Here is a 25,770-nt window from a genome sequence, read left to right as displayed (position 1 = left end):
TTTTAATAATTTATCACTTACACAGTTTTCTAGACACTACCATTAAATTCGGAGAACGGTGCAAAAACGATTGACACAGTTTAATGAACATTACCAACATTACCTAACTGTTTGGTCCGGCATGGTTACTGAAAGGTCCAGGTCTTCAACTGTTTGGTCCGGCATGGTTACTAAAATGCCCGGGGCTTCAACTGTTTGGTCCGGCATGGTTACTAAAAGGTCCAGGTCTTCAACTGTTTGGTCCGGCATGGTTACTAAAAGGCCCAGATCTTTAACTGTTTGGTCCGGCATGGTTACTAAAAGGCCCAGGTCTTTAACTGTTTGGTCCGGCATGGTTACTAAAAGGCCCGCGTCTTCAACTGTTTGGTCCAGCATGGTTACTGAAAGGTCCAAGTCTTCAACTGTTTGGTCCGGCACAGTTACTACGAGGCGCAGCACATCGACTTGATGCGACCTCCTTCCGTCGAAACGGAGCGATAGAGCAACTCGATCCTGCAGATTTATTGCTAGGCCTGCCGGCTTTGTGCTGAAATTGTGCTGAAAGATCTTTCGACGCACGTCGTGAACAATAGATAAATGGGATACGGTTAAAATGCGGAGGCGAAACCGGGGAGTCGTTTCGCTGTTTCTGGCAAAAAAGGCAAAAAAAAAGAGTAGATCTCTATCTACCCTTTTCAAACCTAACTAAACCAATAAAACTAATCAAACCTAAACTTATGAAATAAAATCTACGACAAAGATATGCTGAAAAACACAAACAAATGTTACCTCAATATTAAAAAACGTGCTGTGCAGCATATTTGTTGATTTTCCTTTTTCATAAAAAAGCCCTATCTGCAAGAGAGTAGGGCTTTATATCTTTTTGCTTCAGTTTATTAAGTCTGAAACAGGCTGTTATTTATTCAGTTATTCTTTGTTTTTATTTTGATCCTCTCCGGAAATGGATTCCCGCATCTGGGTGTCTGCCATGATGTTTTTGTATTTCATGTAGTCCATAATTCCCAGGTTGCCGCTTCTGAAAGCTTCTGAGATGGCCAGTGGGATTTGTGCTTCAGCTTCAATCACTTTGGCCCGGGCTTCTTGAGCTTTTGCCCGCATTTCCTGTTCTGAAGCTACAGCCATTGCGCGACGTTCTTCAGCTTTGGCTTGTGCAATATTTTTATCGGCATCAGCCTGGTCGATTTGCAGACCGGCACCAATGTTCTTACCGATGTCGATGTCTGCGATATCAATTGACAAGATCTCGAAGGCAGTTCCGGCATCCAAGCCTTTTCCCAATACGACTTTTGAAATTGAATCAGGATTTTCCAAGACAGCCTTGTGGGTATGTGAAGAACCGATTGTTGAAACAATCCCTTCGCCCACACGGGCAAGAATGGTGTCTTCACCGGCACCCCCAACTAATTGTTTGATGTTGGCACGCACGGTAACACGGGCTTTGGCAATCAGCTGAATTCCGTCTTTAGCCACAGCCGCAACCGGGGGCGTGTCTATTACTTTCGGGTTAACCGACATTTGTACTGCCTCAAAAACATCGCGACCGGCCAGGTCGATGGCTGTAGCCATGTTAAAGCCCAAATCGATGTTGGCTTTCTCGGCCGATACTAAGGCATGGACGACCATGTCTATTTTCCCTCCGGCCAAATAGTGTGCTTCAAGTTTGTCACGGTCTAACTTGATACCTGCTTTCGTTCCTTCAATTAAGGCACGCACGATAACTGATGGCGGTACTTTACGAAAACGCATCAGAAAGAGTTGAATGAGCGAAATGCGCACTCCGGAAACCAAGGCAGAAAACCAAAGGCCTACCGGAATAAAATATAAGATGATAATGACGAGGACAAAGATGCCCACAATGAGACCAAAAGTTCCAAAATATTCCATTTTGATTAATTTATAGGTTCTACAATAACTTGTGTTTTCAGGACTTCTACTACCCGGATTGAAACTTGTTGATCGATAAAGCCAGTCATGGCTTTCGCTTCCATCGTTTGGTTGTTGATTCTTACTTTCCCGGTAGGAGCTAATCGGCCAACGGTGATTCCTTCATCGCCCGGATGAATGATGTTGGTGTCTATTTCATCAACTTTTCCGGTAATCTCAGATTCGAGCACCATTTTTTTTCCGGTACGACTTTTAAAGAATCTCAAAACAAGAAGGGGAGAAGCAATTAAAACGAATGCTGTTGTAAGGAGCCCGGCAAGAATACCATAAGTGTCAAAAGCCAGGTAAATACTGGCGCCAAGCAGTAAGACGCCTCCAATTCCAGCAATTGTAATTCCCGGCACAACGGCAAATTCGAGCAGCAACAGAATGATGCCCAAAAAAATGAGAAACAGGATGATTAGAATGGTCATAGTGTGGTTTCGGTTAATCGATCGTAGCCTTCAAATCTTTAGCGATTAAGGCTTGTTTCATAGGCCTAAGGTAGCTAAAACTTCCTTTCTTTACGTCACATTTTCCGTTATAATGTGTCAATAATGTACATTGTACGGCCTGCTCCTGTTCATGCTCACAGATAACCATCAAAGCTTCAATGACATAATCAAAAGAATGATAGTCATCGTTGTGAAGGATCAGAAAACGCTCCTTTTTTGTGTTGACATTTTCTTCCTTGGCAGGCTTGTTTTTTAAGTTTTTATTTGGGTCCATTACTCTGCAATTTTCTGGCTTCCGCTACCGGTATTCGTTCGTTGTTTTTATATGCTGCTATAGTGGCATTACTTACACCTTCTAATTTAATCTGTTTTAGCATTTGTTGTGCATCATCATACGATTTTAGTTCACCAACCGTGTAAACTGTAACTCCCTGGTCATCCGTGTATTGATCAATACGCCTCAATACCGATAATTTTTTGAATAAGCGTTGCACCCATTCCGGGGGCGAGTTCTTATAAGCTCCAACCTGTATGCGGTATGTAATCTCATCAACAGGTTCAACTTCAGCCTGAAGCGTGTCTATGGCCAGTGAGTCGTTTTGTTCTACGATGATGATTTGAGCTTGTTGCATCGCTTCTAACTGAGCTTGTTGCTTTTCAGCAGCAAGGCTATCCCTGAGCAGCTGGATGCTTTCCTGGAATTGGCTGACTTCGGCCCAACTGGCTTGATCCCAATAGGCGGATTCCTTGATATTCGCGTTTTGATCGTTGACAGCGATCTCCTGATTCAATTTATAGGTTTCTTGTTCCAGCAACAAAATAGAATCTGCCAATTGCATTTTTACCAATTCATTCGCGTTTTCATAGCGTTCACGCAAGTCTTTACTTTTGGCCAACTCCTTATGGAGTTTATTTTCCAGCCGGCGTGCTTCCAGATAGGATTGACGGGCTTCATCCGATTTAAACTGATCAATCTTTAGGTAAGTAATCTGAGCATTTACCGGAAACGAGATGATCGAATCGCTGTAATCCATTAATACGGTATCCGGTTTGGGCTCTGAAACCGAAATAGCCGGACTTACTGAAACAGATGGCTCAGGTTCAATGGTCTTGTTTGCTGTCGGTTCGCTTATTGTGCTTTCTTCTTCGGCTATTTGGTAGGGATTGATTTGTTGCGCACACAATTGCATCATTTCATCCAATGAAACGGACTTAAGATCTTTTGCCCCTGCATTGTCCTTAAACTCCTGGTAGGACTCCATGGCATTCGCCCATTCTTTGTTGGCATGATAATACTGCGCCAGGTACCAGTTCGCTTTTTCCTGATCGGAGATGATTAAGGCTTTTTGTGCTGCAGGGATAAACTGCCCGGTTTCAATCAGGCAGGCTCCGTAATAATAGTTTATTTTCGGATCGGTAGGATATAGCCGAGCAAAATCTGTAAATAAAGGAAGGGCTTCGGCGTATTGACCATTCTCAAAAAGCTTCTTGGCCTTGGTTTCAGGATCCGATTGAGCTTGAACAGCCCCATTGGAAATGAAACAGATACAGGTGAACAGGTAAAAAAACAGATGAAGAAACAGAGGGCGTTTGATTTTTGATAGCATATAGCATGTTTGTTTACCGATCTAAAATTACAAAAAATGTTCCATGAAACCCGGATGTTCATTGCTTTCATTCAGGAATTAATTTAAGCTTGACGTAATTTCCGCTTTGTTGAAACTAAAGCTCTGAAAAGTTGTTTGAGCTATTGATCCTGTAATGGTTTTTGAGGGTAGTATTGAAACATTTTGAATGCCAGTTAATTCTGATTTATTGTTTATTGTTGCCCCGCATTTCGGATTTATTAAAGTATATTTGTGTAATTAATCAATAAAGGATTATGGCTTTATTAAACAAAGGAGATCAGGCTCCTGATTTCAGCGGATTAAATCAAAATGGTGAGACAATTTCGTTACAAGACTTCAATGGAAAGAAGGTAATTTTATACTTTTATCCGAAGGACAGTACTCCGGGATGCACCGCAGAATCCTGTAATTTAAATGACAGCTACGACTACTGGCTGGGGCAAGGCTACGAAGTGATTGGCGTGAGTCCCGATGGTGTAGCTTCACACAAAAAATTTGCGGATAAGTACGGTTTCAAGTTTAATCTCATTGCCGATACCGAGCAGGAAATACTGAAGGCTTATGGCGTATGGGGTGAGAAAAACATGTACGGCAAGAAGTATATGGGCGTTTTGCGGACCACTTATGTGATTGACGAAAACGGAGTAATTGCTGAAGTTTTTGAGAAAGTACAAACCAAAGAGCACACAGATCAAATAATCAAAGCTTTAGATTTAAAGTAAACTATGGCAAAAGAAGAACAAAATAACGTGAACAAGGAAAAGCTGAAAGCCCTTCAGCTGACCATGGATAAAATTGAAAAAAGTTACGGTAAAGGCGCGATCATGAAAATGGGCGACAGAGTCGCTGATGAAGTTCCTTCTATTTCAACCGGATCAATCGGATTAGATATTGCCTTAGGAGTAGGTGGTTTTCCGAAAGGTCGTATTATTGAAATTTATGGCCCTGAATCGTCGGGTAAAACAACGTTGGCTATTCATGCAATCGCTGAGGCGCAAAAGGCCGGCGGTATTGCTGCCATCATTGATGCGGAACATGCGTTCGATCCATACTATGCCGGTAAATTAGGTGTAGATATCAACGAATTGCTGATTTCACAACCGGACAACGGAGAGCAGGCATTGGAAATTGCCGATAACCTGATTCGTTCGGGGGCAGTCGATATTGTAGTTATTGACTCGGTTGCCGCATTGACACCAAAAGCAGAAATTGAAGGCGATATGGGTGATTCGAAAATGGGTTTGCAAGCTCGTTTGATGTCTCAGGCTTTGAGAAAGCTAACCGCCAATATCAATAAGACAAAGACTTGTTGCATTTTCATCAACCAGTTGCGCGAGAAAATTGGTGTGATGTTCGGTAACCCGGAAACAACCACCGGTGGTAATGCCCTGAAATTTTACGCGTCAGTTCGGTTGGACATCCGTCGAATTGGACAAATCAAAGACGGCGAAGAGGTAATGGGTAACCACACCCGTGTGAAAGTGGTAAAAAACAAAGTGGCGCCTCCGTTCCGCAAAGCAGAATTCGATATCATGTATGGTGAAGGTATTTCTAAAACCGGTGAAATCATCGATTTGGGAGTTGCCTACAACGTGATTAAAAAGAGCGGTTCGTGGTTTAGCTACGGCGAAACCAAATTGGGACAAGGTCGCGAGTCTGTGCGAACAATCATGAAGGATAATCATGAATTGGCTCAGGAAATCGAAGGCAAAATTATTGAAGCAGTAACCATGGGAACGACGGCCGTGAGTTAACGATATTGCTATGCAGTAAAATCCGGATGGAGTACTGCTCCATCCGGATTTTTTTTGCCCGAACACCACGTTCTTTTATTTGTTATTCGTTTCACCGTTGTATCACCGGCTTAAAAGCAATCGTTGAAAACAGATTCGGATCCGTATCGATAAGCGTATTGAGAGCATTTACCGGTCAGGATTTTTCCCTTTCAAATTGAAGTTAAGCAATGGTTTAAATGGCGACTTTTGTAAGTAATAATTAGAAAATAATAATAAATAAGCATATTTTTGCCGCTTGTTATGATACCTGATCAAAGTCAGGTTTTAGAGCTGAAGAAATTAGCATGATAGCCCGAAGAGGTCGTGAAATGAATATTTCTCAATCATGCGAATGACATGCGGCAAAGTTAAATTTATAAACGCATGAAATTTGTATTCAAAATACGTCTAAAAGCGGGGAGTGCTTAAAATAGTAGTCGGATTTTGAATAAATCTATTTAATTGATACCTAAAATGAAAGTGTTGAAATTTGGCGGTACTTCTGTTGGAAGTGCCGAGAATATCCGAAAGGTAAAGGAGATTGTAAAGAGTCAGAGCGAAGATGTAATTGTAGTGGTGTCTGCTTTGGGCGGTATCACCGACAAAATCTTAAACGCAGCCAAAATGGCTATTCTTCGAACCGATTATTTCAGCACGGAACTCACGGAAATTCGTGAGCGCCACGAAGATGTTGTGGAGCAATTATTTGAAGGAGCTCGCAAAGAAGAAGTTAAAGATCAGGTCAGCCATTTACTGGATGAGTTGGAGCGTATTATCGTCGGTGTTTCAATGATCGGTGAACTGACCGATAAAACCCTCGATAAAATCGGTGGTTTTGGAGAACGTCTTTCATCCTATATTATCAGTGAATTTATAGAAGGAGCCAGTTGGATTGATTCGTCAAAGCTGATTAAAACAGATAGTTCTTTTGGTAAAGCACAAGTCAATTTCAGCTTGACAAATACCTTGATAAAGGCTGCTTTGGGCGAGCTTAAAGGAGTTTGCGTTGCACCGGGATTTGTTGCCAGCAACGCCGAAGGAGAATATACGACCCTCGGACGTGGTGGGTCGGATTATACCGCCTCAATATTTGCAGCGGCTCTTGATGTTTCGGTTTTGGAAATCTGGACCGATGTTGACGGGTTCATGACGGCAGATCCTCGGGTGATCAGCAAAGCCTATGTGATTAAATCATTGAGCTATGCCGAAGCGATGGAATTGTCGCACTTTGGTGCCAAGGTTATTTATCCGCCAACAATTTTGCCGGTTTACAAGAAAGGTATTCCAACATACATTAAAAATACAACAAACCCGCAGGAGCCCGGTTCATTGATTACTAGCAGCTTGGCAAACGGCAAAGATCGGCCAATTAAAGGGATTTCATCCATTTCCAATATCAGCCTGATAACAGTGCAGGGACTGGGTATGGTTGGGGTAACCGGTATTTCCATGCGCCTATTTAGCGCACTGGCGCTTCAGAACATCAACGTGATTTTGATATCCCAGGCATCGTCAGAAAATTCAATTTCGATTGCGGTTGATACCTCGAAAGCAGGAGTTGCTGAGCAGGCGATTCGTTCCGAGTTTGAACGGGAGATTCTGAATAGCCGAATTAACAAGGTTGAAGTGGAAAGCGACTTGTCCATTGTGGCGATCGTGGGCGAAAATATGAAACACGCTACCGGTATCGCCGGGAAACTGTTCAATACCATTGGTAAAAACGGGGTGAATATTATCGCGATTGCTCAGGGTGCTTCAGAGTTGAATATTTCGTGGGTCGTTAAAAACAGCGATTTGCGTAAAACATTGAATGTGGTTCACGAATCGTTCTTCCTGTCCGAAAACGTGGAAGTCAATGTATTCCTTTTGGGGATTGGACTGGTAGGTGGAAACTTATTGAATCAAATTCAGCAACAACAGGCGAAATTGCTAAAGGAAAATCACCTTAAGATAAAATTAGTCGGTGTCGCCAATTCGCGGAAAATGCTTCTGAACCGCGATGGAATTACCATTGAAGGGTTTAAAGAGCGTTTGGAAACTGAAGGACAGGCATCGGGTTTGCAAGCCTACAAGGATGCGATTATCGATATGAATATTTACAATTCGGTTTTTGTGGATTGTACCGCGTCGAATGAATCACCAACTGTGTATGCCGATTTATTAAATGCGAACGTATCGATTGTTACGGCCAATAAAGTGGCGGCATCTTCCGATTACGACAACTATCGAAATCTGAAAAGCATTGCTCAGAAAAAGGGCGTGAAGTTTCTGTTCGAAACCAATGTTGGTGCCGGCTTGCCGATCATCAATACCCTGAATGATCTGGTGAACTCAGGAGATAAAATAATCAAGATTGAAGCTGTTCTTTCAGGAACACTCAACTTCATCTTTAACACCATTTCTGCTGACGTCCCTTTGAGCAAAACCATTCAGATGGCGAAAGAAGAGGGATTCTCGGAACCCGATCCCCGTATCGATTTGAGCGGTATCGATGTGGTGCGTAAGTTATTGATTTTGGTTCGGGAGTCGGGTTATAAAATCGAGCAGGGGGATGTGAAAATCAACAAATTCATTCCCGATGAGTATTTTGAAGGCACCATCGAAGACTTTTGGGCGAATATCTCAAAAGTGGATGCTGATTTCGAAAAGCGTCGTCAGGTGTTGGAGGCCGATAGCAAATGCTGGCGTTTTGTTGCCAAATACGAAAACGGGCTCGCCGAAGTTGGTCTGCAGGAAGTAGCCCACGGGCATCCCTTCCACGACCTGCAGGGAAGTAATAACCTGGTGATGTTTACCAGTGAGCGTTACAACGAGTTCCCGATGATTATTAAGGGGTACGGCGCCGGTGCTGCAGTAACAGCTGCCGGGGTTTTTGCCGATATTATTCGGGTGTCGAATATATAGATTTGAGTAGTGAGTAGTGAGTAATTTGAAGTTGACATTTTTTGATTTCTGTTCTCAAGACTCAAGACTTTTAGATGTGAGATATAATTTGGAATTTGAAACTTGGAATTTTTAAGATGAAATATATAATCGTTTTAGGAGACGGCATGGCTGATGAGCCATTGGAAAATTACGGAGGAAAAACACCGCTTCAAATGGCCAATATACCCGAGATTGATCGGTTGGCTAAATTGGGCCGTAGCGGACAATTGGTAACTGTACCCGAAGATATGCATCCGGGAAGTGAAATTGCCAATATGTCGGTTTTGGGCTACGATGTACCCAAAGTATTTGAAGGACGCGGAACACTGGAAGCAGCCAGTATGGGTGTGGTTTTGGAACCCGGAGATCTGGCGCTGCGTTGTAACCTGATTTGTTTGGCTGGTGAAAACATTAAGAACCACTCGGCAGGACACATTTCAAACGAAGAAGCCCATGAGCTGATTGACTTTTTAAATGAGAAGCTGGGAAGCGATCGCGTGATTTTTCACAAAGGTGTTTCGTATCGTCACTTGTTGGTGATCAAGGGTGGTAAAAAGCAAATGGCTTGCACTCCGCCTCACGATGTACCCGGCAAGCCCTGGGCTGATTACCTTCCGAAAGCAAAGACAGATGAAGCAAAGGATACGACTGCACTGTTGAATGAATTGATTGTAAAATCAATCGAAATACTGGACGATCATCCGGTGAACCAAAAGCGCAAAGCTGCCGGTAAAGATGTGGCCAATAGCATTTGGCCCTGGTCGCCGGGCTACAAGCCGGAGATGCCAACTTTGAAAGAAATGTACGGGGTTGAGAAGTCAGCTGTTATTTCTGCTGTTGACCTGATTCAGGGAATCGGTGTTTACGCCGGAATGAAAGTGATTCAGGTTGAAGGCGCTACAGGTTTGTACGATACCAACTATGAAGGAAAAGCGCAGGCTACAATTGAAGCTTTAAAGGATTGTGATTTGGTCTACCTGCACATTGAAGCCAGTGATGAAGCCGGCCATGAAGGTGATGTAGAGCTGAAAACAAAAACCATCGAGTACCTGGATCAACGGGTGGTCAAATACCTGCTTGAGGAGACCGCAAAAATGGATGAGCCGGTGACCATTGCTGTATTGCCCGATCACCCAACACCATGTGCAACAACCGTACATACCAAAGACCCGGTTCCTTTCCTGATTTACAAACCAGGCAATGTGGCCGATGAGGTTGAAGTGTACGATGAATTTGCTGTAACCAAAGGAAGCTATGGCTTAATTCATGGACGCGAATTTATGGAAGCCTTATTGAAGGAAGAATAGAGTTTACAATTTAAAGATTGACGTAATAAATAAAAGGGGGGAGTCTTCAACCTGAAACTTTTAACCCGAACTTGAAACCCAGTTATGCAATACTATAGTACCAATAAATCTGTCCCTGAGGTGTCGTTAAAATTAGCGGTTACCAAGGGTTTAGCCGACGATAAAGGTTTATTTATGCCGGAGCGCATCAACCAATTACCGGCTTCATTTTTTGAAACAATTGAGCAGTTGTCCTTTCAGGAGATCTCTTTCGAAGTCGCTAAAGCCTTCTTTGGTGAAGATATCCCGGAAGCTGACCTGAAGGCATTGGTTTTTGATACGCTTCAGTTCGACTGTCCAATCGTGCCGGTTCACGATAACATCTACTCACTGGAGTTGTTTCACGGACCGACATTGGCTTTTAAAGATGTTGGCGGACGTTTCATGGCGCGTTTGTTGGGCTATTTTCTGAAAGGCAACAAAGAGCACGTCAATGTGTTGGTTGCGACCTCCGGTGATACCGGTAGTGCGGTTGCCAACGGATTCCTGGGAGTACCGGGTATCGACGTTTATGTGCTGTATCCGAAAGGCTTGGTTAGCGAAATTCAGGAGAAGCAGTTCACTACACTGGGGCAAAATATTACATCTCTTGAAATTGACGGTACGTTCGACGATTGTCAGCGCCTGGTGAAAAGTGCGTTCATGGACGAAACGCTGAAAAGCAAGTTAACCCTGACTTCGGCTAACTCGATCAATGTTGCTCGCTTCTTGCCACAGGCCTTCTATTATTTCAATGCATATGCCCGTTTAAAAGAAAAAGGATTGCAGGACGAGCTGGTCGTTGCGGTGCCCAGTGGGAACTTCGGTAACCTGACTGCCGGTTTGTTTGCACAAAAAATGGGATTGCCAATTAAGCGATTCATTGCAGCCAATAACGAAAACGACATTGTATACCAGTACCTGCAAACAGGCGAATACAAACCACGCCCGTCGGTAGCAACCATTGCCAATGCGATGGATGTTGGTGATCCAAGCAACTTTGCCCGAATTCTGGATTTGTTCGACAACTCACACGAGGCTATTTGCTCCGTGATGAAAGGCTTCCGTTATTCCGATGCGGAAATACGGGAAGTGCTTTTGAAGGTTTATACCGAAAAAAACTACCTGCTTGATCCGCACGGCGCTTGTGCTTACAAAGCTTTGGCGAAAGACTTAGGCGAAGGCGAAGTTGGTGTGTTCCTGGAAACAGCTCACCCGGCTAAATTCACCGAAACGGTGGAGCAAATTATCGGTAAAGGAAATGTTCCGCTTCCGGAAAAACTGGCTGAGTTTATGAAGGGCGAGAAGTTGTCCGTCGAACTGAGCACTTCCTTTGACGATTTCCAAAAATTCTTGTTGGAAACAGCGAAATAGGAATCAGACTCCGGGTCTTAGTTTATAGACCTCCGGGATCTCGATTAAAAAGATAGACAAAGACAATCGCTGCTGCAGAACAATTGCAGCCGATTGTCTTTTTTTCGCTAAAAGTTTCTCCAATTAGATGGTTTAGATGTTGTCCTTTCGGGAATGAGTTATAACTATTTTCAATTACTCAAGGTCTTATCAGACAAATTTTACTTCTTGTCTTAACACAAAAAGTAAACAAAAAAGTCAAGGCTGATTTTTATCTTCAACCTGCATCTTCCTAAAATCTGAGTTCAACGGGTGATTTCCTCCCCCGATAGCCATCGGGGTAACGGAACTTCCCGTTTGCACTATGATTTTAGTTTGATTCCGGCTTTGATAAAAATAGGCCAGTCCGTTCCCGGGAATAGCAAAGAAGATATTCAATTGGTATTGACTTGGCAAGTTTGTTTTGGAGGCTCTGGCATCCTTGTAGATTGATGGGCTCATATCGCTTGGGAAAGGGGATTATTATTCCTTAAAACGTCTTTTTCAAGCTCATCCCTAGTCCGAGGACGTTTCCACTTAAGTCACCATAATCCACACCGGCCTGTCCCGAGATGACAAAGTTTTGTTCGCTCATATTCCAGCTTATTTCCCCAAGGGAGTACCATTGATCGTGACGATTTAAATAGGGCCGGTCGTAGGTCCCGAAGTTCCGGGTATAAGTAAGCAGCGCTTTCCAGCTTAGCCGAGGGTAAGACAAGTAGCCTTTCGCTCCCATATGCCAGGCACAAACCCGGTTGTTGGCAAACCCGTATCGGTGGGCTGTCGGATTTTCGAGTGGTGCAAACAGGGGAGTCCCCATACTGAATCCGTTAAACGTATATCCTGAACGATAAATGTAATGGTTAAAGTAATTATCTCTCCCGCGCATCCGTTCCTCTTTTGGTCCTGTTACGTTGTGTACCCGGCCACTCTGGTGTTTGGTGTACATAAATTCAAGTAGCAACGCATCTACTAGTTTGCCTGTTTCTTTCCGTTTAAGAAATAAGGTCATTAAGTTGTCTCTCCAATTTTCCATTTCCAGTCCGGAGCGATCTTCAAAAGGGTGGGAAATGCGAAATTCCACTTCCAAATTGGCGAAGGATTTTTCGAAGCTGATAATATATGCTCCCAAAATATTTCCGGCAATATTCATTTGCTCTCCGATGCCGAATTTTTGGTCTCCGCTTTTACATAAAATTGTCCGGAGATAACTTTCGAAATCGGACGGGAGCTTGGTTCCATCGCGGTTGGTTCCGCCCCAAAAAGCATAGCGGTTAATCCCGGCAGTTACACGAAAGTCCGTTTTTATCTGGTAGCGGAAATAGATATGATCGTGGTGCAACATGGCATGTTCAATGTATCGATCATCATAGAGGTAGCCTTCTTCGTAAATGAATTTGAAGGAGAGTCTATCCTTCAGCAGTTTCTTTAAAATCGGTAACCTCTGAAAGCGATTGGTTCCCAAACTAATTTTAGGAACGGGACGGTAGTTTACCGACTCGACAATGTCGCCATTGGAAGAGGATAGGCCTTCGAATAAGAGCTCATTCGCTCGTGAGCCCACTGTAAATTTCATCCACTCGTTTGATAGCCCCAGGTATGCCTGGATGATTTGTATGCGCGGGCCGGTCACATCGTAGCCTGCTGTCAGCTCCGTCCCGGTTACCAGGTTTAAATCCTGTCCAATTGAATAAGTCCCGGTGAAATTCACGTCGCTTAGGAGCTGATATCCCACTTGCTGTTTAAATTTCCCCAGCTGGTTATGGGTGAACCAAAAAGGCATTTGGTTTCCTTTTCGGGCGAGTGCAACAGATTCTACCGTTACGGTGCTGTTTTGCGAGAAAACCGTAAAAATAGTAGATACAAGTATACAAACTAAGGCAGTTGTACGTTTCATGGCTTTTTTGAATCCTGTTTCTGGTCTAACGAGCCACGAATATCGCTATTATTTTACAAAATATCAGCTTAGGGGATAGGAAAAATGAAACGTAACAGCAGCTCAAATCGGCAGAGAGAACCTCTATATGGATGACGGTCTTGCAGGTAAGCTGCTCCGCTGACAGATTTGGAAAACAAGAAGAAGATATTGAATTTATACCGCCCTGTTTCACATATTTCAGTCTACCGGAGGGTATCTTAATTCTCTTTTGTATTCGGCATAGCTGTAGTCCTGAACAGACTCGAAAGCGGGTTGTTTGCGGTCCTTTTCCGACAACTGAATGTCTTTGACTGGGATAAGCCAGTCAATTTCCAACAGCGGATCATTCCACAGCATACCGGCATCATATTCCGGGGCATAGTAGTTGTCGCATTTGTACGCAAATACAGCTGTTTCGCTTAATACGACAAAACCGTGAGCAAACCCCTGCGGCACCCATAATTGGCGATGGTTTTCCGCCGACAAGCGAACGGCAGCATGTTTGCCGTAAGTCGGTGATCCGATTCGTATATCAACGGCTACATCCAATACTTCTCCTTGAATACAACGGACCAATTTGGACTGGGCATAAGGTGGACGTTGAAAATGTAAGCCACGCAAAACCCCATAGGATGATTTCGATTGGTTATCCTGAATAAAATGCGTTTTGCCAACGGCTTTTTCAAAGACATCCTGACGGAAGGATTCAAAAAAATAACCACGAGCGTCTCCAAATACTTTCGGCTCGAAGATTAATACGTCGGGTATGTTTGTTGGGATGATGTTCATGTTGATTAAATGTTGATGTGTTGATGTGTTGAATCGTTGATGTGTTGAATTGTTGAATCGTTGAGTTGTTTGAAGATGTTGATGTGTTTCGGAATGTTGAATTGTTTAACGAAAGCAACTGTTTCTGAGTGCATTTAATTTGTTAGCGATCTCATCAATTTTAGGTCTGAAATCCTCATTGGTTTCTTTGGAGATATATTCGAGCTCAACAGCCAAAATCAGTTGGCTTGTAACCTCCATTAGAGAGCCGAATGCTATCTCATAGAAACGGGCTTGATTCTTTGAACTCGTTCTTGCCGATCCCTCTGCAATATTTGAAGAAATGGAAACCGATGCTCGCCTGATTTGATTCGTGAGACCAAACTTCTCTGTTTCCGGGAAACGAATAGAAGTTTGATAGACCATTTTAGCTAATTTGATCGACAACTGCCAAACATCCAATTTTTCGAAAGGGTATTGATATTGATTCTGCATGATCGATAGTAACAGTTAAACAATTCAACGATTCAACAATTCAACAATTCAACTCCCGATTGCTGCCGGGATTAACAGTTGAGCATCATTTTACCAGCTTTATCAGATACTGGCCATAGTCATTCTTTTTTAATGGCTCTGCCAGTTTTAGCAGTTGTTCCTTATTGATATAGCCCATCGTGTAGGCGATTTCTTCAATACAGGCAATCTTCAGGCCCTGGCGGCTTTCGACGGTCTCTATAAAGGTGCTGGCGTCCAGAAAGGACTTGTGTGTGCCGGTGTCCAGCCAGGCATAACCGCGGCCCATTAATTCCACCTTCAAGCGGTTTTCAGCCAGGTAGTGCTGGTTGACGGTTGTAATTTCGTATTCTCCGCGTGCAGATGGCTGAATCTCTGAAGCTACCTTCACCACATCGTTCGTGTAAAAATAAAGACCTACAACAGCGTAATTCGAAGCGGGATGCTCCGGTTTTTCTTCAATCGATGTTACGTTGCCATTTTGGTCAAAAGTTGCTACGCCATAGCGTTCGGGATCATTCACGTAATAGGCGAATACGGTCGATTTCCGTTCGATCTCGACATTTTTCCGGGCATCCTGCAATAATCGGGTGAATCCCTGACCATAGAAAATGTTATCTCCCAAAACCATGCACACGTCATCTTGTCCAATGAATTCAGCTCCCAAGGTAAACGCTTGTGCCAAACCGTCGGGGCTGGGCTGCACCTGGTAGCTGAAACTCAATCCGAGTTCTTCTCCGGTTCCCAGGAGCTTCTCGAAGTTGGGTAAATCTTCCGGGGTCGATATAATCAGAATCTGCTGGATACCTGCCAACATTAAGACCGAAAGCGGGTAATAGATCATCGGTTTATCGTAGATGGGCAGCAACTGTTTGGAAATACCTTTGGTGATGGGATAGAGTCGTGTGCCGGATCCTCCGGCTAATATGATTCCTTTCATTTGGATGCGAATTACACGAATTTGATACGAATGATTACGAATATACAGGAAATTATGCGAATTGTACGAATCGGACATCGAACAATGCAAAAGCTCAACCGAATCGATCTTTTGTCCGGTCCGGTATCGCTAGTGCGGCAGAAAATCGATCTTCTTTCAGGCAGGCCCTGTAAGTAAATCGAGTGCCCAATCAAAACCTTAGTTCAGGAGCTGCCTTCGGTTTCTTTTGCCATTTAAGGCGTTAATAACCGCCACCTTTAAGCATGACCAGGATTCCTTTGCCAATAATCCACAAGTCTAATTTCAGGACTTTCCAGGGAGAATAGTTCTTGTAGCGGTATACGTACTCATATTCGTAGATCGGTAAGCCAAACTCGGCTGTTCCTTTACGGATGTGGCCATAGCCCAACAGGCCGCCCCGAATTAATGTTCGGGGAACATTGCCTTGTGCCTGATCGCGTTCGTAGTGGTGGATCGCCAGGGGGCGGGGACCAACAATCGACATATCGCCTGCCAGCACGTTGAAGAATTGCGGAATTTCATCCAGGTAAAATTTCTTAACGAATTTACCCAGATTGGTTCGGGCTTCCGGTATCCATTCATTTTTATAGGCATGCCAGTCGCCTTTGGCTTTTAATTCCTGATCAATGTATTTGGTTTTTATCAGCCGGATTTTCCATTTCTTGAATACTTTCCCCCGGCTTACCGCATTGTAGTAAAAAAATAAGGGGCCTCTGTTCTCCGGAATAAACAGGCCTTCCAGTACATTAAAAACCAATAAAAAGAAGATGATTGGCAGGCAACACAGGAGAATGGACAGCGCCAGCAATTTGTCAAACAGTAATTTGGGAAAGGGCACCGGCAGGGGGGTATTCAGTTCAAAAAGCTCCTGGTATTTTGCTTTTATTTCCGGTGTTGGTGGTTTGTAGGGAAAAGCTTCTTCCGGTTCTTCCACCTGCACTTTCGCTGCAGTTGTGTTTATCATAGATTCGATCGTTTTAAGTTTTCGGCAGGTAAAAATGGTACTTTTTTTCGGATTCGATGCGGCTTAATCAGGTTTTTATTGAACGATTCATCGGGCATTCTCCCGGGCTTTGGAGCTGAAAATCGTCTTCCATATGATGTTGAAATCCCAAATAAAGGTCCAGTTTTCGATATATTCCCGGTCATACTTAACCCGTTTTTCCATTTTCCAAAGTTCGTCGGTTTCGCCCCGGTAGCCGTTTATTTGTGCCCATCCGGTTACACCCGGTTTGATGTAATGACGGGTCAGGTACTGGTCGATCAGACCGGCATATTCCTCGGTATGCTTTAGCATGTGCGGGCGCGGACCAACAACTGACATTTGCCCGATCAGCACATTGAAAAACTGGGGGAATTCATCCAGGTTCGTTTTTCGTAAAAAGTGGCCAATTGGTGTAATCCGGCCATCGTTTGCTTTCGCTTGATGAGAATCGGCCTGGTTGTTGGGCGCCATGCTTCGGAACTTCAGGCAATAAAAGACCTTGTTGTTTAGTCCGGTTCGCTTTTGAATGAAGAAGACTGGCCCTTTGGACGTTAGTTTGATGATAGCGCCGATAATCGGTACGAGCCATGAGAGGATCGCAATGATGATGATGAGTGAAAAAACAAGATCGAAGACACGCTTTGAAACGCGGGCGCCAATATCGTCGAGCGGGATTTCCTGCGGATTAATAACCACGAGGTTTCCAACTGATTCCATATTCATGCGGGATTTGAACCAACGCTGGTTTTGCGGCACAAAGCGAACGCGAACCCCCATGCGGTTACAGATTTCCAGGTATTTGCTGTTGTTGTTTTCACCGGCAATTAACGACACGGATATAAAAACCAGTTGAATGTCCTGCTTTTCAATTTCACGAATCAAATCATCCGGTGTTCCCAGAATATGATCATCAACATTCGTTTTTGAGGTGAGGAAGCCACAAAATTGGTATCCCAGTAAGGGATTACTGGCGATCATCCGTTGAAGCAGCAACGAAGTATCATTATAACCGATGATAAGTGACCGTAAGGTATTGAGTCCTTTTTCCCGTCTGAATTTTAAGTATTTATACAGGAAATAATAAAAGATAACTTTTCCGACAAAGAAAAGGGCCGCATATTCGAGGAAAAATGCCCGGGAGAAATAACGGGGCATGAATATAAATCCCAGGACACTGGCAATCAAGATGAAAATCATGGTGCGCTTGGTGATCCGTTCAAGCCGGTTCATAAAACTGTCGCGCAAATAGAGGTTTTTCTTCGAAAAAATGGAGAAGGTAATCAACCAGGAAAGATTGGCATGCAGGACGTAGGTTCCGGTCTGTTTCAAATCATCGATGGAAATATCGAATCGCATCCATGCTACTAAGCTGATAGCCAGATTCAATATTAAAAGGTCAAAAAATAAGAATATAATCTTCAGTTCAGATTCGCGTGAGCCCATTGTGTTCCGTTAAGCCAGATTTTTCACTTGTTTTAAACTTTTGCAAATAAACGGAATCCGCCTGAAACCGCCAAGTGGTCATGTAAATCGTTATTAACAAGTTTAATTGATCTGATAGGGGGGCAGAACACGTGACGGCACGATGGCGCGAAAGCACGATGGCACGACGGTACGACGGCAGGAAGACACGAAGACACGAAGACGCGACAGCAGGAAGACACGAAGACACGATTGCACGAAGACACGAAGACACGATGATACGATGGTGCGAATCATGTATTATTTTGTTTTAGAAAGTGAAGCGGGGAATGACGAACGCATCTGGTTTGGACAATGACTGGCAATCCACTTTACCCGTAGGGCATTTATTTCGATAGCGCTATGACGAGCTCATTTTTTCCAGCTTGCTCAATGCCCCGACGGGGGGAAATATTTGTAGCCACGGGTGTAATCCGACGCAGGTGGATGAAGCCCGAGGGTAGGGTAGTATCCGACAAACAGGCGCACCGGGAAGGTTGATTAAAGCAACCTGGATGTATGCGCCGCATGATGATAATCTTCAATTAATCAATCTTTTTGTCCTCAAGCCGGACAGGCTGTTCATTTTGTCTTGATACAAAACGAACCAAAAGATCAAGACTGCCCGAGGCAATTGCTGCGCACCGCTCACTTTCAACACTCCATGCCTGACGCTTACGCGTCGCACTTCCGTGTTTTCACTCGCTATTGCTGCGTGCAGTCTATGCTTCGAGAAAGTTTGGCATTCACCCCGGCGGGGTGAACTGTTTATAGCCGTGGGTGTATTCCGACGCAGGAGGATGAAACCCGCGGGTGAGGTAGTAACGGACAAACAGGCGCACCGGGAAGGTTAATTAAAGCAAGTTGGATGCATGCGCCGCATTGCAGCATGGCCGGGGGCGTGTTCATACTATATCTTGAATTGAGTTGTAAACTCGAGGCAACAAGCCCCATCCCGAAAGCCATCAGGACAGGCTGTTACCGCTTCGCTCATACGGATTTGGTGAGGCACGATGGTACGATCGAACGAAGGTACGATAACACGAAGCCTGCCTGTTTTTTCTGGAAATGAAGCATGAAAAGACGAATGCATCTAATTTGCACGAAGCCTGACAATCTATTTTGCCCGTAGGGCATTTATTTCAATAGCATCACGATACCCCTTATTTCCCTGCTCCGTTGCTCAAGGCACTGAGGTTGATGCGATCCGCATTCGCAGACGGTGGTGGTATGAGTTACAAACTCAGGACAACCCGCCCAGCGTTACCGCTTCGCTCAAACGAGAGGCAGGCGGTTAAAAGAAAGGTCCGGCTAAAATAGCCAGACCTTTAAATTCTTTATTCGGATGCAATCCCGATTTTATTCGAAATAGTTCATCACCTGGTAGCCACCTGCTTTCAGGTAAGCGTCTTTTTGCATGAGTTTGATATCTGATTGCATCATGTCCTTGACCAGACCTTTCAGGTCGTATTCCGGTTTCCATCCTAAAACGGTGTTCGATTTGGTTGGATCACCGATGAGCAGATCAACCTCTGTCGGTCGGAAATACTGCGGATCAACCTCTACGATCTCCGCTTGGGTCTTGATTTTAGCCTGGATGTTTGCCAGGTATTGTTCGCCAACCTTTTCACTGAAAACTTTTTCGTCAACCGCTTCGATATAGGCTTTTTCATCAGCTCCCTCGCCTTTGAAGCCGATTTCCAGTCCTGCTTCAGCACCGGCCAGTTTAATGAAATCGCGAATTGTGGTTGTAATCCCCGTCGCAATCACATAATCGTCCGGCTGGTCTTGTTGCAAAATCAGGTACATGGCTTTGATGTAGTCTTTGGCGTGGCCCCAGTCCCGTTTGCTCGACAGGTTTCCCATATAGACTTTATCCTGCATGCCCAGTACAATCCGGCTCATGGCTCGCGTTACCTTGCGGGTGACAAAGGTTTCACCGCGAATCGGACTCTCGTGGTTGAACAGGATGCCGTTTGATGCGTGCATTTTATAAGCTTCGCGGTAGTTCACCGTGATCCAGTAGGCGTACATTTTGGCAACGGCATAGGGCGAGCGGGGATAGAAAGGGGTCGTTTCCGATTGCGGAACAGCCTGAACCAATCCGTATAGCTCGGATGTTGACGCCTGGTAGATGCGTGTTTTCTCGGTTAAGCCCAAAAGGCGAACAGCTTCCAGGATACGCAGGGTGCCAATGCCATCGGCATTCGCCGTGTATTCCGGAGTGTCAAAACTAACTTTCACATGGCTCATTGCAGCCAGGTTGTAGATCTCATCGGGTTGTACTTCCTGGATGATCCGGGTCAGGTTCATACTGTCAGTCAGGTCACCATAATGCAGAATCAGGTTCCGGTTTTCGACATGCGGATCCTGGTACAGGTGATCAATGCGGTCGGTATTAAACAAGGATGAACGACGTTTCAATCCGTGTACGATGTATCCTTTTTTCAGTAAAAATTCCGTCAGGTATGCACCGTCCTGTCCCGTAATCCCGGTAATGAATGCTACTTTTTGTTTCGTCATCTATTTGTCGTTAATGAGATTTATGCTTGTTGTTTTATTTTCTGAATGCAAATAACGGGATTTTAGCGTTGCTTTCAAAGGGGGAGAAGATTAGAATTGAAAAGTTAGAAGGATGGATTGAAGGAATGATGGATTGATGGAAGGCAGAGGGCATGGAGTTTAGAGGCGGAAGATACGACGGCACGAAGACACGAAGACACGAAGACACGAAGGCACGATGGCACGAAGACACGAAGACACGAAGATACGATGGTGCGAATCATGTATTATTTTGTTTTAGAAAGTGAAGCGGGGAATGACGAACGCATCTGGTTTGGACAATGACTGGCAATCCACTTTGCCCGTAGGGCATTTATTTCGATAGCGCTATGACGAGCTCATTTTTTCCAGCTTGCTCAATGCCCCGACGGGGGGAAATATTTGTAGCCGCAGGTGTAATCCGACGCAGGTGGATGAAACCCGGGGGGAAGATAGTATCCGACAAAGAGGCGCACCGGGAAGGTTGATTAAAGCAACCTGGATGTATGCGCCGCATGATGATAATCTTCAATTAATCAATCTTTTTGTCCTCAAGCCGGACAGGCTGTTCATTTTGTCTTGATACAAAACGAACCAAAAGATCAAGACTGCCCGAGGCAATTGCTGCGCACCGCTCGCTTTCAACACTCCATGCCTGACGCTTACGCGTCGCACTTCCGTGTTTTCACTCGCTATTGCTGCGTGCAGTCTATGCTTCGAGCAAGTTTGGCATTCGTCCCGGCGGGGTGAAATATTTGTAGTCGCGGGTGTATTCCGACGCCGGCGGATGAAACCCGGGGGGAAGATAGTATCCGACAAAAGGCGCACCGGGAAGGTTGATTAAAGCAACCTGGATGTATGCGCCGCATGATGATAATCTTCAATTAATCAATCTTTTTGTCCTCAAGCCGGACAGGCTGTTCATTTTGTCTTGATACAAATCGAACCAAAAGATCAAGACTGCCCGAGGCAATTGCTGCGCACCGCTCGCTTTCAACACTCCATGCCTGACGCTTACGCGTCGCACTTCCGTGTTTTTACTCGCTATTGCTGCGTTCAGTCTATGCTTCGAGCAAGTTTGGCATTCGTCCCGGCGGGGTGAATTATTTGTAGCCGCGGGTGTAATCCGACGCAGGCGGATGAAACCCGCGGGAGAGGTAGTAACCGACAAAAGGCGCACCGGGAAGGTTGATTAAAGCAAGCTGGATGTATGCGCCGCATGATGATAATCTTCAATTAATCAATCTTTTTGTCCTCAAGCCGGACAGGCTGTTCATTTTGTCTTGATACAAATCGAACCAAAAGATCAAGACTGCCCGAGGCAATTGCTGCGCACCGCTCGCTTTCAACACTCCATGCCTGACGCTTACGCGTCGCACTTCCGTGTTTTTACTCGCTATTGCTGCGTTCAGTCTATGCTTCGAGCAAGTTTGGCATTCGTCCCGGCGGGGTGAATTATTTGTAGCCGCGGGTGTATTCCGACGCAGGCGGATGAAACCCGCGGGAGAGGTAGTAACCGACAAACAGGCGCACCGGGAAGGTTGATTAAAGCAAGCTGGATGTATGCGCCGCATGATGATAATCTTCAATTAATCAATCTTTTTGTCCTCAAGCCGGACAGGCTGTTCATTTTGTCTTGATACAAAACGAACCAAAAGATCAAGACTGCCCGAGGCAATTGCTGCGCACCGCTCGCTTTCAACACTCCATGCCTGACGCTTACGCGTCGCACTTCCGTGTTTTCACTCGCTATTGCTGCGTTCAGTCTATGCTTCGAGCAAGTTTGGCATTCGTCCCGGCGGGGTGAACTGTTTGTAGCCGCGGGTGTATTCCGACGCAGGCGGATGAAACCCGCGGGAGAGGTAGTAACCGACAAACAGGCGCACCGGGGAGGTTGATTAAAGCAACCTGGATGTATGCGCCGCATGATGATAATCTTCAATTAATCAATCTTTTTGTCCTCAAGCCGGACAGGCTGTTCATTTTGTCTTGATACAAAACGAACCAAAAGATCAAGACTGCCCGAGGCAATTGCTGCGCACCGCTCGCTTTCAACACTCCATGCCTGACGCTTACGCGTCGCACTTCCGTGTTTTCACTCGCTATTGCTGCGTTCAGTCTATGCTTCGAGCAAGTTTGGCATTCGTCCCGGCGGGGTGAACTGTTTATAGCCTCGGGTGTAATCCGACGAAGGAGGATGAAACCCGGGGTGAGGGAATATCCGACAAGCAGGCGCACCGGGAAGGTTGATTAAAGCAACCTGGATGTATGCGCCGCATTGCCGGGAGCCGGGAGCCGGGAGCAGAACAGAGGGCTGGCGGGAACAAGATCCGGTGGCTTTGATGCAGGGCTGCTCTATGCTATGAAATTAAAGATCCTCTGCTGCCAATCTCCAACTGAAAGCTTTGGTTTGCTGCTATTCCTGGAATTGGGCTGCTTTTTATCCCTTGTTGTTCCAATAGCTTTCGTACAGCTCCCGTACAGGTTCAGTACAGCTCCCGTACAGCTTCAGTACAGGCTTAGTACAGCTTCAGTACAGGCTTAGTACAGCTTCAGTACAGCCGTCGTACAGCGGGCGAATTTCAGCTGTCATCCGACGGTTGGGTGGTTCGTTCGTTAATGCCCGCCATTGCTGGTTGTTTGGCGCTTTTTTGAAAAATGATTTTGTAATGCCTGGTTAAATAGTTGAAGCGTTTTCGCATCCGGAAGGGAGCAGGTGCTTTGGTTTTCTTTATTTTTCAGTAAGATTCTGTGATATAGTGTTTTGGGTTTGTGTTCCTGTCTGTTGTATTCGGTTGGTTGGTAAACTTTTGTTTAGTTGTGATGTATTTATCGTGTTGTTGTTTAGGTGATTAACGATTTACGGTTGATAACTTTTTAGACTGTTCGAAAATAAAGTGTTCCGATTATAAGATAATGCTTGTATTTTTGATTAAAAGGAATTAAGCAAGAAAAATATAAACAAGATATGAATAGGGTATTGTTAATAACAGTGGTGTTTGATGTGTTGATACACAGGCTGGTTGGGATGTTGCTAACGAATAAGGCTGTTATGAACAGGCCTTTTGCTCCTCGTGCCCGTGAAAACGGCCGAAATTTCCTCTTCAAACGTGCCTGATGCACGGTATGTTGGCCTTCCAGTTTAAGGGGCCTTTCTTATAAGCCATTAAAATCAGAAAATATGGCAAAGATTAGTGGTAACCCCGCCGTTAAAGGGGCAAGCGGAATGGTTGGCGGAACGCTGGTCTACCGCAAATTCGGAAAGGAGACGATTTTGGCATCGGCTCCGGAGAAGAGCTCGAAAGAGCCGAGTGAAAAACAGGTGGAACAGCGGGAGAAATTCCGGCTGGCGAATTTTTATGCTGCCCGGGTTAAGGCGAATCCCGAATTGCTGGCGGCCTACCGGGATGCTATGATTCGCCGCAGCTACATCAATGTTCACAGCCTTATTATTGCGGATTATTTTCGGGAACCGGAAATTATAAGCTTTAACCAGGAAGTGGATGAAACAACATCGGAAGTCCGAATCGCTGTGTTGGTGGTTGCTCTGCTGCAAGCCAAATCGGTCACACTGCGTATTCAAACTCCCGATGGTACAGTGCTGGAAAGCGGCCCTGCCGTGATGGAAGCCGACCAGCAGATCTGGTTGTACAGTCCGGCAGACCCGGCTCAACTGGCAAGTGGCAACCTGATGGAAGTCGAGGTAACGGATTACCCCGGCCATCTGGTTACCAAGTCCTTCGTGCTGTAACACGTACGGACTTCGGTTGAAGAGGGAGCAGGTCTAACTGCTTCCTCTTTTTATTTGCTTTCCGTTGGCCTATCGAAGTTACAGAACCTAAAATCAAATTACAACTTATATTGTTTAGTGTGAACGATTCTGTCGTGTTCGGGAGTGATTTGAACAGCGTAGATTTTCTCCGCGTTCACTCAACATCGTGAAACGAGTTACAAACTCAGGACAATAAACCCCTCGTTACCGCTTCGCTCAAACGAGGGGCAGGCTGAGTGGTTTGAGTGCTCCACAACGAAAAATGAGCGCCCCCTGAAAGAATTGAACCGCTTCACCAGTAGTTTTGACCCGTCCATGAGCAGTTTCTCACAGTCACAGACCAGTTTGACCTTCCCCGGGAGTAGTTTCCGACTATTACAACGTTCGTTGATCGCCCAAACTTTATTCTGTCGCGGTTGCCCGCCTGGCCATTGGAGATTTATTGACTGAATTGGAGGCGAAAATTCGGGCAAACAGGAGATGGTGAACTTTCCCGTCATCATTTGAATTCAAATATTCTTTATAAAGGCGAGTAAATCGTCATCAGCATGGTCTCCAATCTGTTTCAAACACTTAAGCTGGCTGAGTTTATTTAAATGCTTAAGAAGATCACTTTCGTTATAAATTGGGTAGATATATTCTTTTTGTGCAAAAGCTTTGGTTGTTGCGTATTGGTGATCATTTCGATGTTCCTTAAATTCTGCTAGTCGAGGTAACGTCAGTAAAATCTTGCCGTTTTTTAGACTTGAGATTATCGTCCCCATGCCAGCATGGCTAATAATGATTTTTGCCTCATTGAAATGGGCATTAAATTCTTGCTCCGTCAGGAACTCTTTATGTTCGATGTTTTTAGGGATATATTTTCCTTTATTGGTTTGTGCAAAGCACTTCATATTACTATGACAGGCCCATTGATCAACAAGTTCAATTAGTCGGTCAAAAGGAGCTTGGGTTCCAACGGTAATAAAAATCATATAACTGCTCCTTTGTAAATTGTTTTTCCTTTTTCCAAATGTGGCCACTGGGTTAAATGGTAATGGGCAAAATATTTTGCAATCTTACCGCTTAGCGATAGCTGCTCAAAATTGGCGATGCTATCGATCCAGACTGTCTTTGCCCCGATTAATCTACCGACTATAATGGCTCCTATTCCGACAGCAGCTCCAGTGGTGATGACTTTATTGGGCTTTTCTTTCCATACGATTTTTCCAACCTGCCAGAATTGTTTGATTAGCCTCATTTTATTCCACCTGGAGGCTTCCTGCACTGAGTAATATTTGAAGCAATTATTTGGAAGTATCGGTCTGCATGTAAAAGTAGATACTAGTATTAGTCGTTCTTTTTCTAAAGCTGGGAGAATCCTTTTTAACTGAATCCAATGTCCTCCCTGCGATGATATGGCGATAACTTTCTTCATTTCTTTTTATA

The 25,770-nt window shown here is 44.7% G+C and carries 20 protein-coding genes; 6 read left to right on the top strand and 14 right to left on the bottom strand.

Annotated features, from left to right (window positions below; translation table 11 throughout):
- Nucleotides 1-99: 99 nt before the first annotated feature.
- From GJV22_RS10965 to GJV22_RS10945, 5 genes are all read right to left on the bottom strand, one after another.
- Nucleotides 100-393 carry a hypothetical protein gene (locus GJV22_RS10965; protein WP_163712968.1) on the bottom strand — a complete coding sequence of 98 codons (294 nt, stop codon included), beginning with the start codon at nucleotides 391-393 and terminating at the stop codon, nucleotides 100-102.
- A 513-nt stretch (nucleotides 394-906) separates the two neighbouring features.
- Complete coding sequence (gene floA / locus GJV22_RS10960; RefSeq protein WP_163712966.1) at nucleotides 907-1,884, bottom strand: flotillin-like protein FloA; 978 nt, start codon at nucleotides 1,882-1,884, stop codon at nucleotides 907-909.
- A 5-nt stretch (nucleotides 1,885-1,889) separates the two neighbouring features.
- The gene (locus tag GJV22_RS10955; protein ID WP_163712963.1) at nucleotides 1,890-2,357 is read right to left on the bottom strand and encodes an NfeD family protein; all 468 of its coding nucleotides are present in this window, start codon (nucleotides 2,355-2,357) and stop codon (nucleotides 1,890-1,892) included.
- Between the two features lie 13 nt (nucleotides 2,358-2,370).
- Complete coding sequence (locus tag GJV22_RS10950) at nucleotides 2,371-2,652, bottom strand: ATP-dependent Clp protease adaptor ClpS (protein WP_163712962.1); 282 nt, start codon at nucleotides 2,650-2,652, stop codon at nucleotides 2,371-2,373.
- The gene (locus tag GJV22_RS10945; protein ID WP_163712957.1) at nucleotides 2,639-3,985 is read right to left on the bottom strand and encodes a tetratricopeptide repeat protein; all 1,347 of its coding nucleotides are present in this window, start codon (nucleotides 3,983-3,985) and stop codon (nucleotides 2,639-2,641) included. The genes GJV22_RS10950 and GJV22_RS10945 overlap by 14 nt, the downstream gene beginning before the upstream one ends.
- Before the next feature lie 275 nt (nucleotides 3,986-4,260).
- On the opposite strand from GJV22_RS10945, the gene bcp reads away from it, so the two are divergent.
- The 5 genes from bcp to thrC all read left to right on the top strand — a co-directional run bounded on the left by bcp (nucleotide 4,261) and on the right by thrC (nucleotide 11,405).
- Nucleotides 4,261-4,728, top strand: coding sequence for a thioredoxin-dependent thiol peroxidase (bcp, locus tag GJV22_RS10940; protein WP_163712955.1), 468 nt, complete (start codon nucleotides 4,261-4,263; stop codon nucleotides 4,726-4,728).
- 3 nt (nucleotides 4,729-4,731) lie between these two features.
- Nucleotides 4,732-5,760, top strand: coding sequence for a recombinase RecA (gene recA, locus GJV22_RS10935; protein WP_163712952.1), 1,029 nt, complete (start codon nucleotides 4,732-4,734; stop codon nucleotides 5,758-5,760).
- 495 nt (nucleotides 5,761-6,255) lie between these two features.
- Nucleotides 6,256-8,685 carry a bifunctional aspartate kinase/homoserine dehydrogenase I gene (thrA, locus tag GJV22_RS10930; protein WP_163712949.1) on the top strand — a complete coding sequence of 810 codons (2,430 nt, stop codon included), beginning with the start codon at nucleotides 6,256-6,258 and terminating at the stop codon, nucleotides 8,683-8,685.
- Between the two features lie 116 nt (nucleotides 8,686-8,801).
- A complete protein-coding gene (locus GJV22_RS10925; protein ID WP_163712946.1) occupies nucleotides 8,802-10,013 on the top strand; it encodes a cofactor-independent phosphoglycerate mutase in 1,212 nt (403 codons plus the stop codon).
- A gap of 84 nt (nucleotides 10,014-10,097) precedes the next feature.
- Nucleotides 10,098-11,405: a threonine synthase gene (gene thrC, locus GJV22_RS10920; RefSeq protein WP_163712942.1), complete on the top strand. Its 1,308-nt coding sequence runs from the start codon at nucleotides 10,098-10,100 to the stop codon at nucleotides 11,403-11,405.
- 508 nt (nucleotides 11,406-11,913) lie between these two features.
- Here the strand turns inward: thrC and GJV22_RS10915 are convergent.
- The 7 genes from GJV22_RS10915 to gmd form a co-directional block, all read right to left on the bottom strand.
- Nucleotides 11,914-13,320, bottom strand: coding sequence for a capsule assembly Wzi family protein (locus tag GJV22_RS10915; RefSeq protein ID WP_163712940.1), 1,407 nt, complete (start codon nucleotides 13,318-13,320; stop codon nucleotides 11,914-11,916).
- 219 nt (nucleotides 13,321-13,539) lie between these two features.
- Nucleotides 13,540-14,130, bottom strand: coding sequence for a dTDP-4-dehydrorhamnose 3,5-epimerase (gene rfbC, locus GJV22_RS10910; protein ID WP_163712937.1), 591 nt, complete (start codon nucleotides 14,128-14,130; stop codon nucleotides 13,540-13,542).
- 105 nt (nucleotides 14,131-14,235) lie between these two features.
- Nucleotides 14,236-14,604, bottom strand: a complete 369-nt coding sequence (locus GJV22_RS10905; protein ID WP_163712934.1) for a four helix bundle protein — start codon at nucleotides 14,602-14,604, stop codon at nucleotides 14,236-14,238.
- An 85-nt stretch (nucleotides 14,605-14,689) separates the two neighbouring features.
- Nucleotides 14,690-15,562, bottom strand: coding sequence for a glucose-1-phosphate thymidylyltransferase RfbA (gene rfbA, locus GJV22_RS10900; protein ID WP_163712931.1), 873 nt, complete (start codon nucleotides 15,560-15,562; stop codon nucleotides 14,690-14,692).
- A 241-nt stretch (nucleotides 15,563-15,803) separates the two neighbouring features.
- Nucleotides 15,804-16,547 carry a sugar transferase gene (locus GJV22_RS10895; protein WP_163712928.1) on the bottom strand — a complete coding sequence of 248 codons (744 nt, stop codon included), beginning with the start codon at nucleotides 16,545-16,547 and terminating at the stop codon, nucleotides 15,804-15,806.
- 87 nt (nucleotides 16,548-16,634) lie between these two features.
- A complete protein-coding gene (locus GJV22_RS10890) occupies nucleotides 16,635-18,011 on the bottom strand; it encodes an undecaprenyl-phosphate glucose phosphotransferase (RefSeq protein WP_163712925.1) in 1,377 nt (458 codons plus the stop codon).
- 1,377 nt (nucleotides 18,012-19,388) lie between these two features.
- A complete protein-coding gene (gene gmd / locus GJV22_RS10885) occupies nucleotides 19,389-20,552 on the bottom strand; it encodes a GDP-mannose 4,6-dehydratase (protein WP_163712922.1) in 1,164 nt (387 codons plus the stop codon).
- 3,199 nt (nucleotides 20,553-23,751) lie between these two features.
- Between gmd and GJV22_RS10880 the strand changes: the two genes are divergently transcribed.
- Nucleotides 23,752-24,321 (top strand): hypothetical protein, encoded by a 570-nt coding sequence (locus tag GJV22_RS10880; RefSeq protein ID WP_163712919.1) that lies wholly within the window; start codon nucleotides 23,752-23,754, stop codon nucleotides 24,319-24,321.
- A gap of 530 nt (nucleotides 24,322-24,851) precedes the next feature.
- Here the strand turns inward: GJV22_RS10880 and GJV22_RS10875 are convergent.
- Nucleotides 24,852-25,316 (bottom strand): glycosyltransferase, encoded by a 465-nt coding sequence (locus GJV22_RS10875; protein WP_163712917.1) that lies wholly within the window; start codon nucleotides 25,314-25,316, stop codon nucleotides 24,852-24,854.
- Nucleotides 25,313-25,759, bottom strand: coding sequence for a glycosyltransferase family protein (locus GJV22_RS10870; protein WP_205461837.1), 447 nt, complete (start codon nucleotides 25,757-25,759; stop codon nucleotides 25,313-25,315). Before GJV22_RS10870 ends, GJV22_RS10875 begins: the two co-directional genes overlap by 4 nt.
- Between the last annotated feature and the right edge of the window lie 11 nt (nucleotides 25,760-25,770).

The sequence above is a fragment of the Mangrovibacterium lignilyticum genome (assembly GCF_010882175.1).
GTDB lineage: Bacteria > Bacteroidota > Bacteroidia > Bacteroidales > Prolixibacteraceae > Mangrovibacterium > Mangrovibacterium lignilyticum.
The sequence above is the reverse complement of the archived record's forward strand: the minus strand, read 5'-3'. Positions and strand labels throughout refer to the sequence as shown.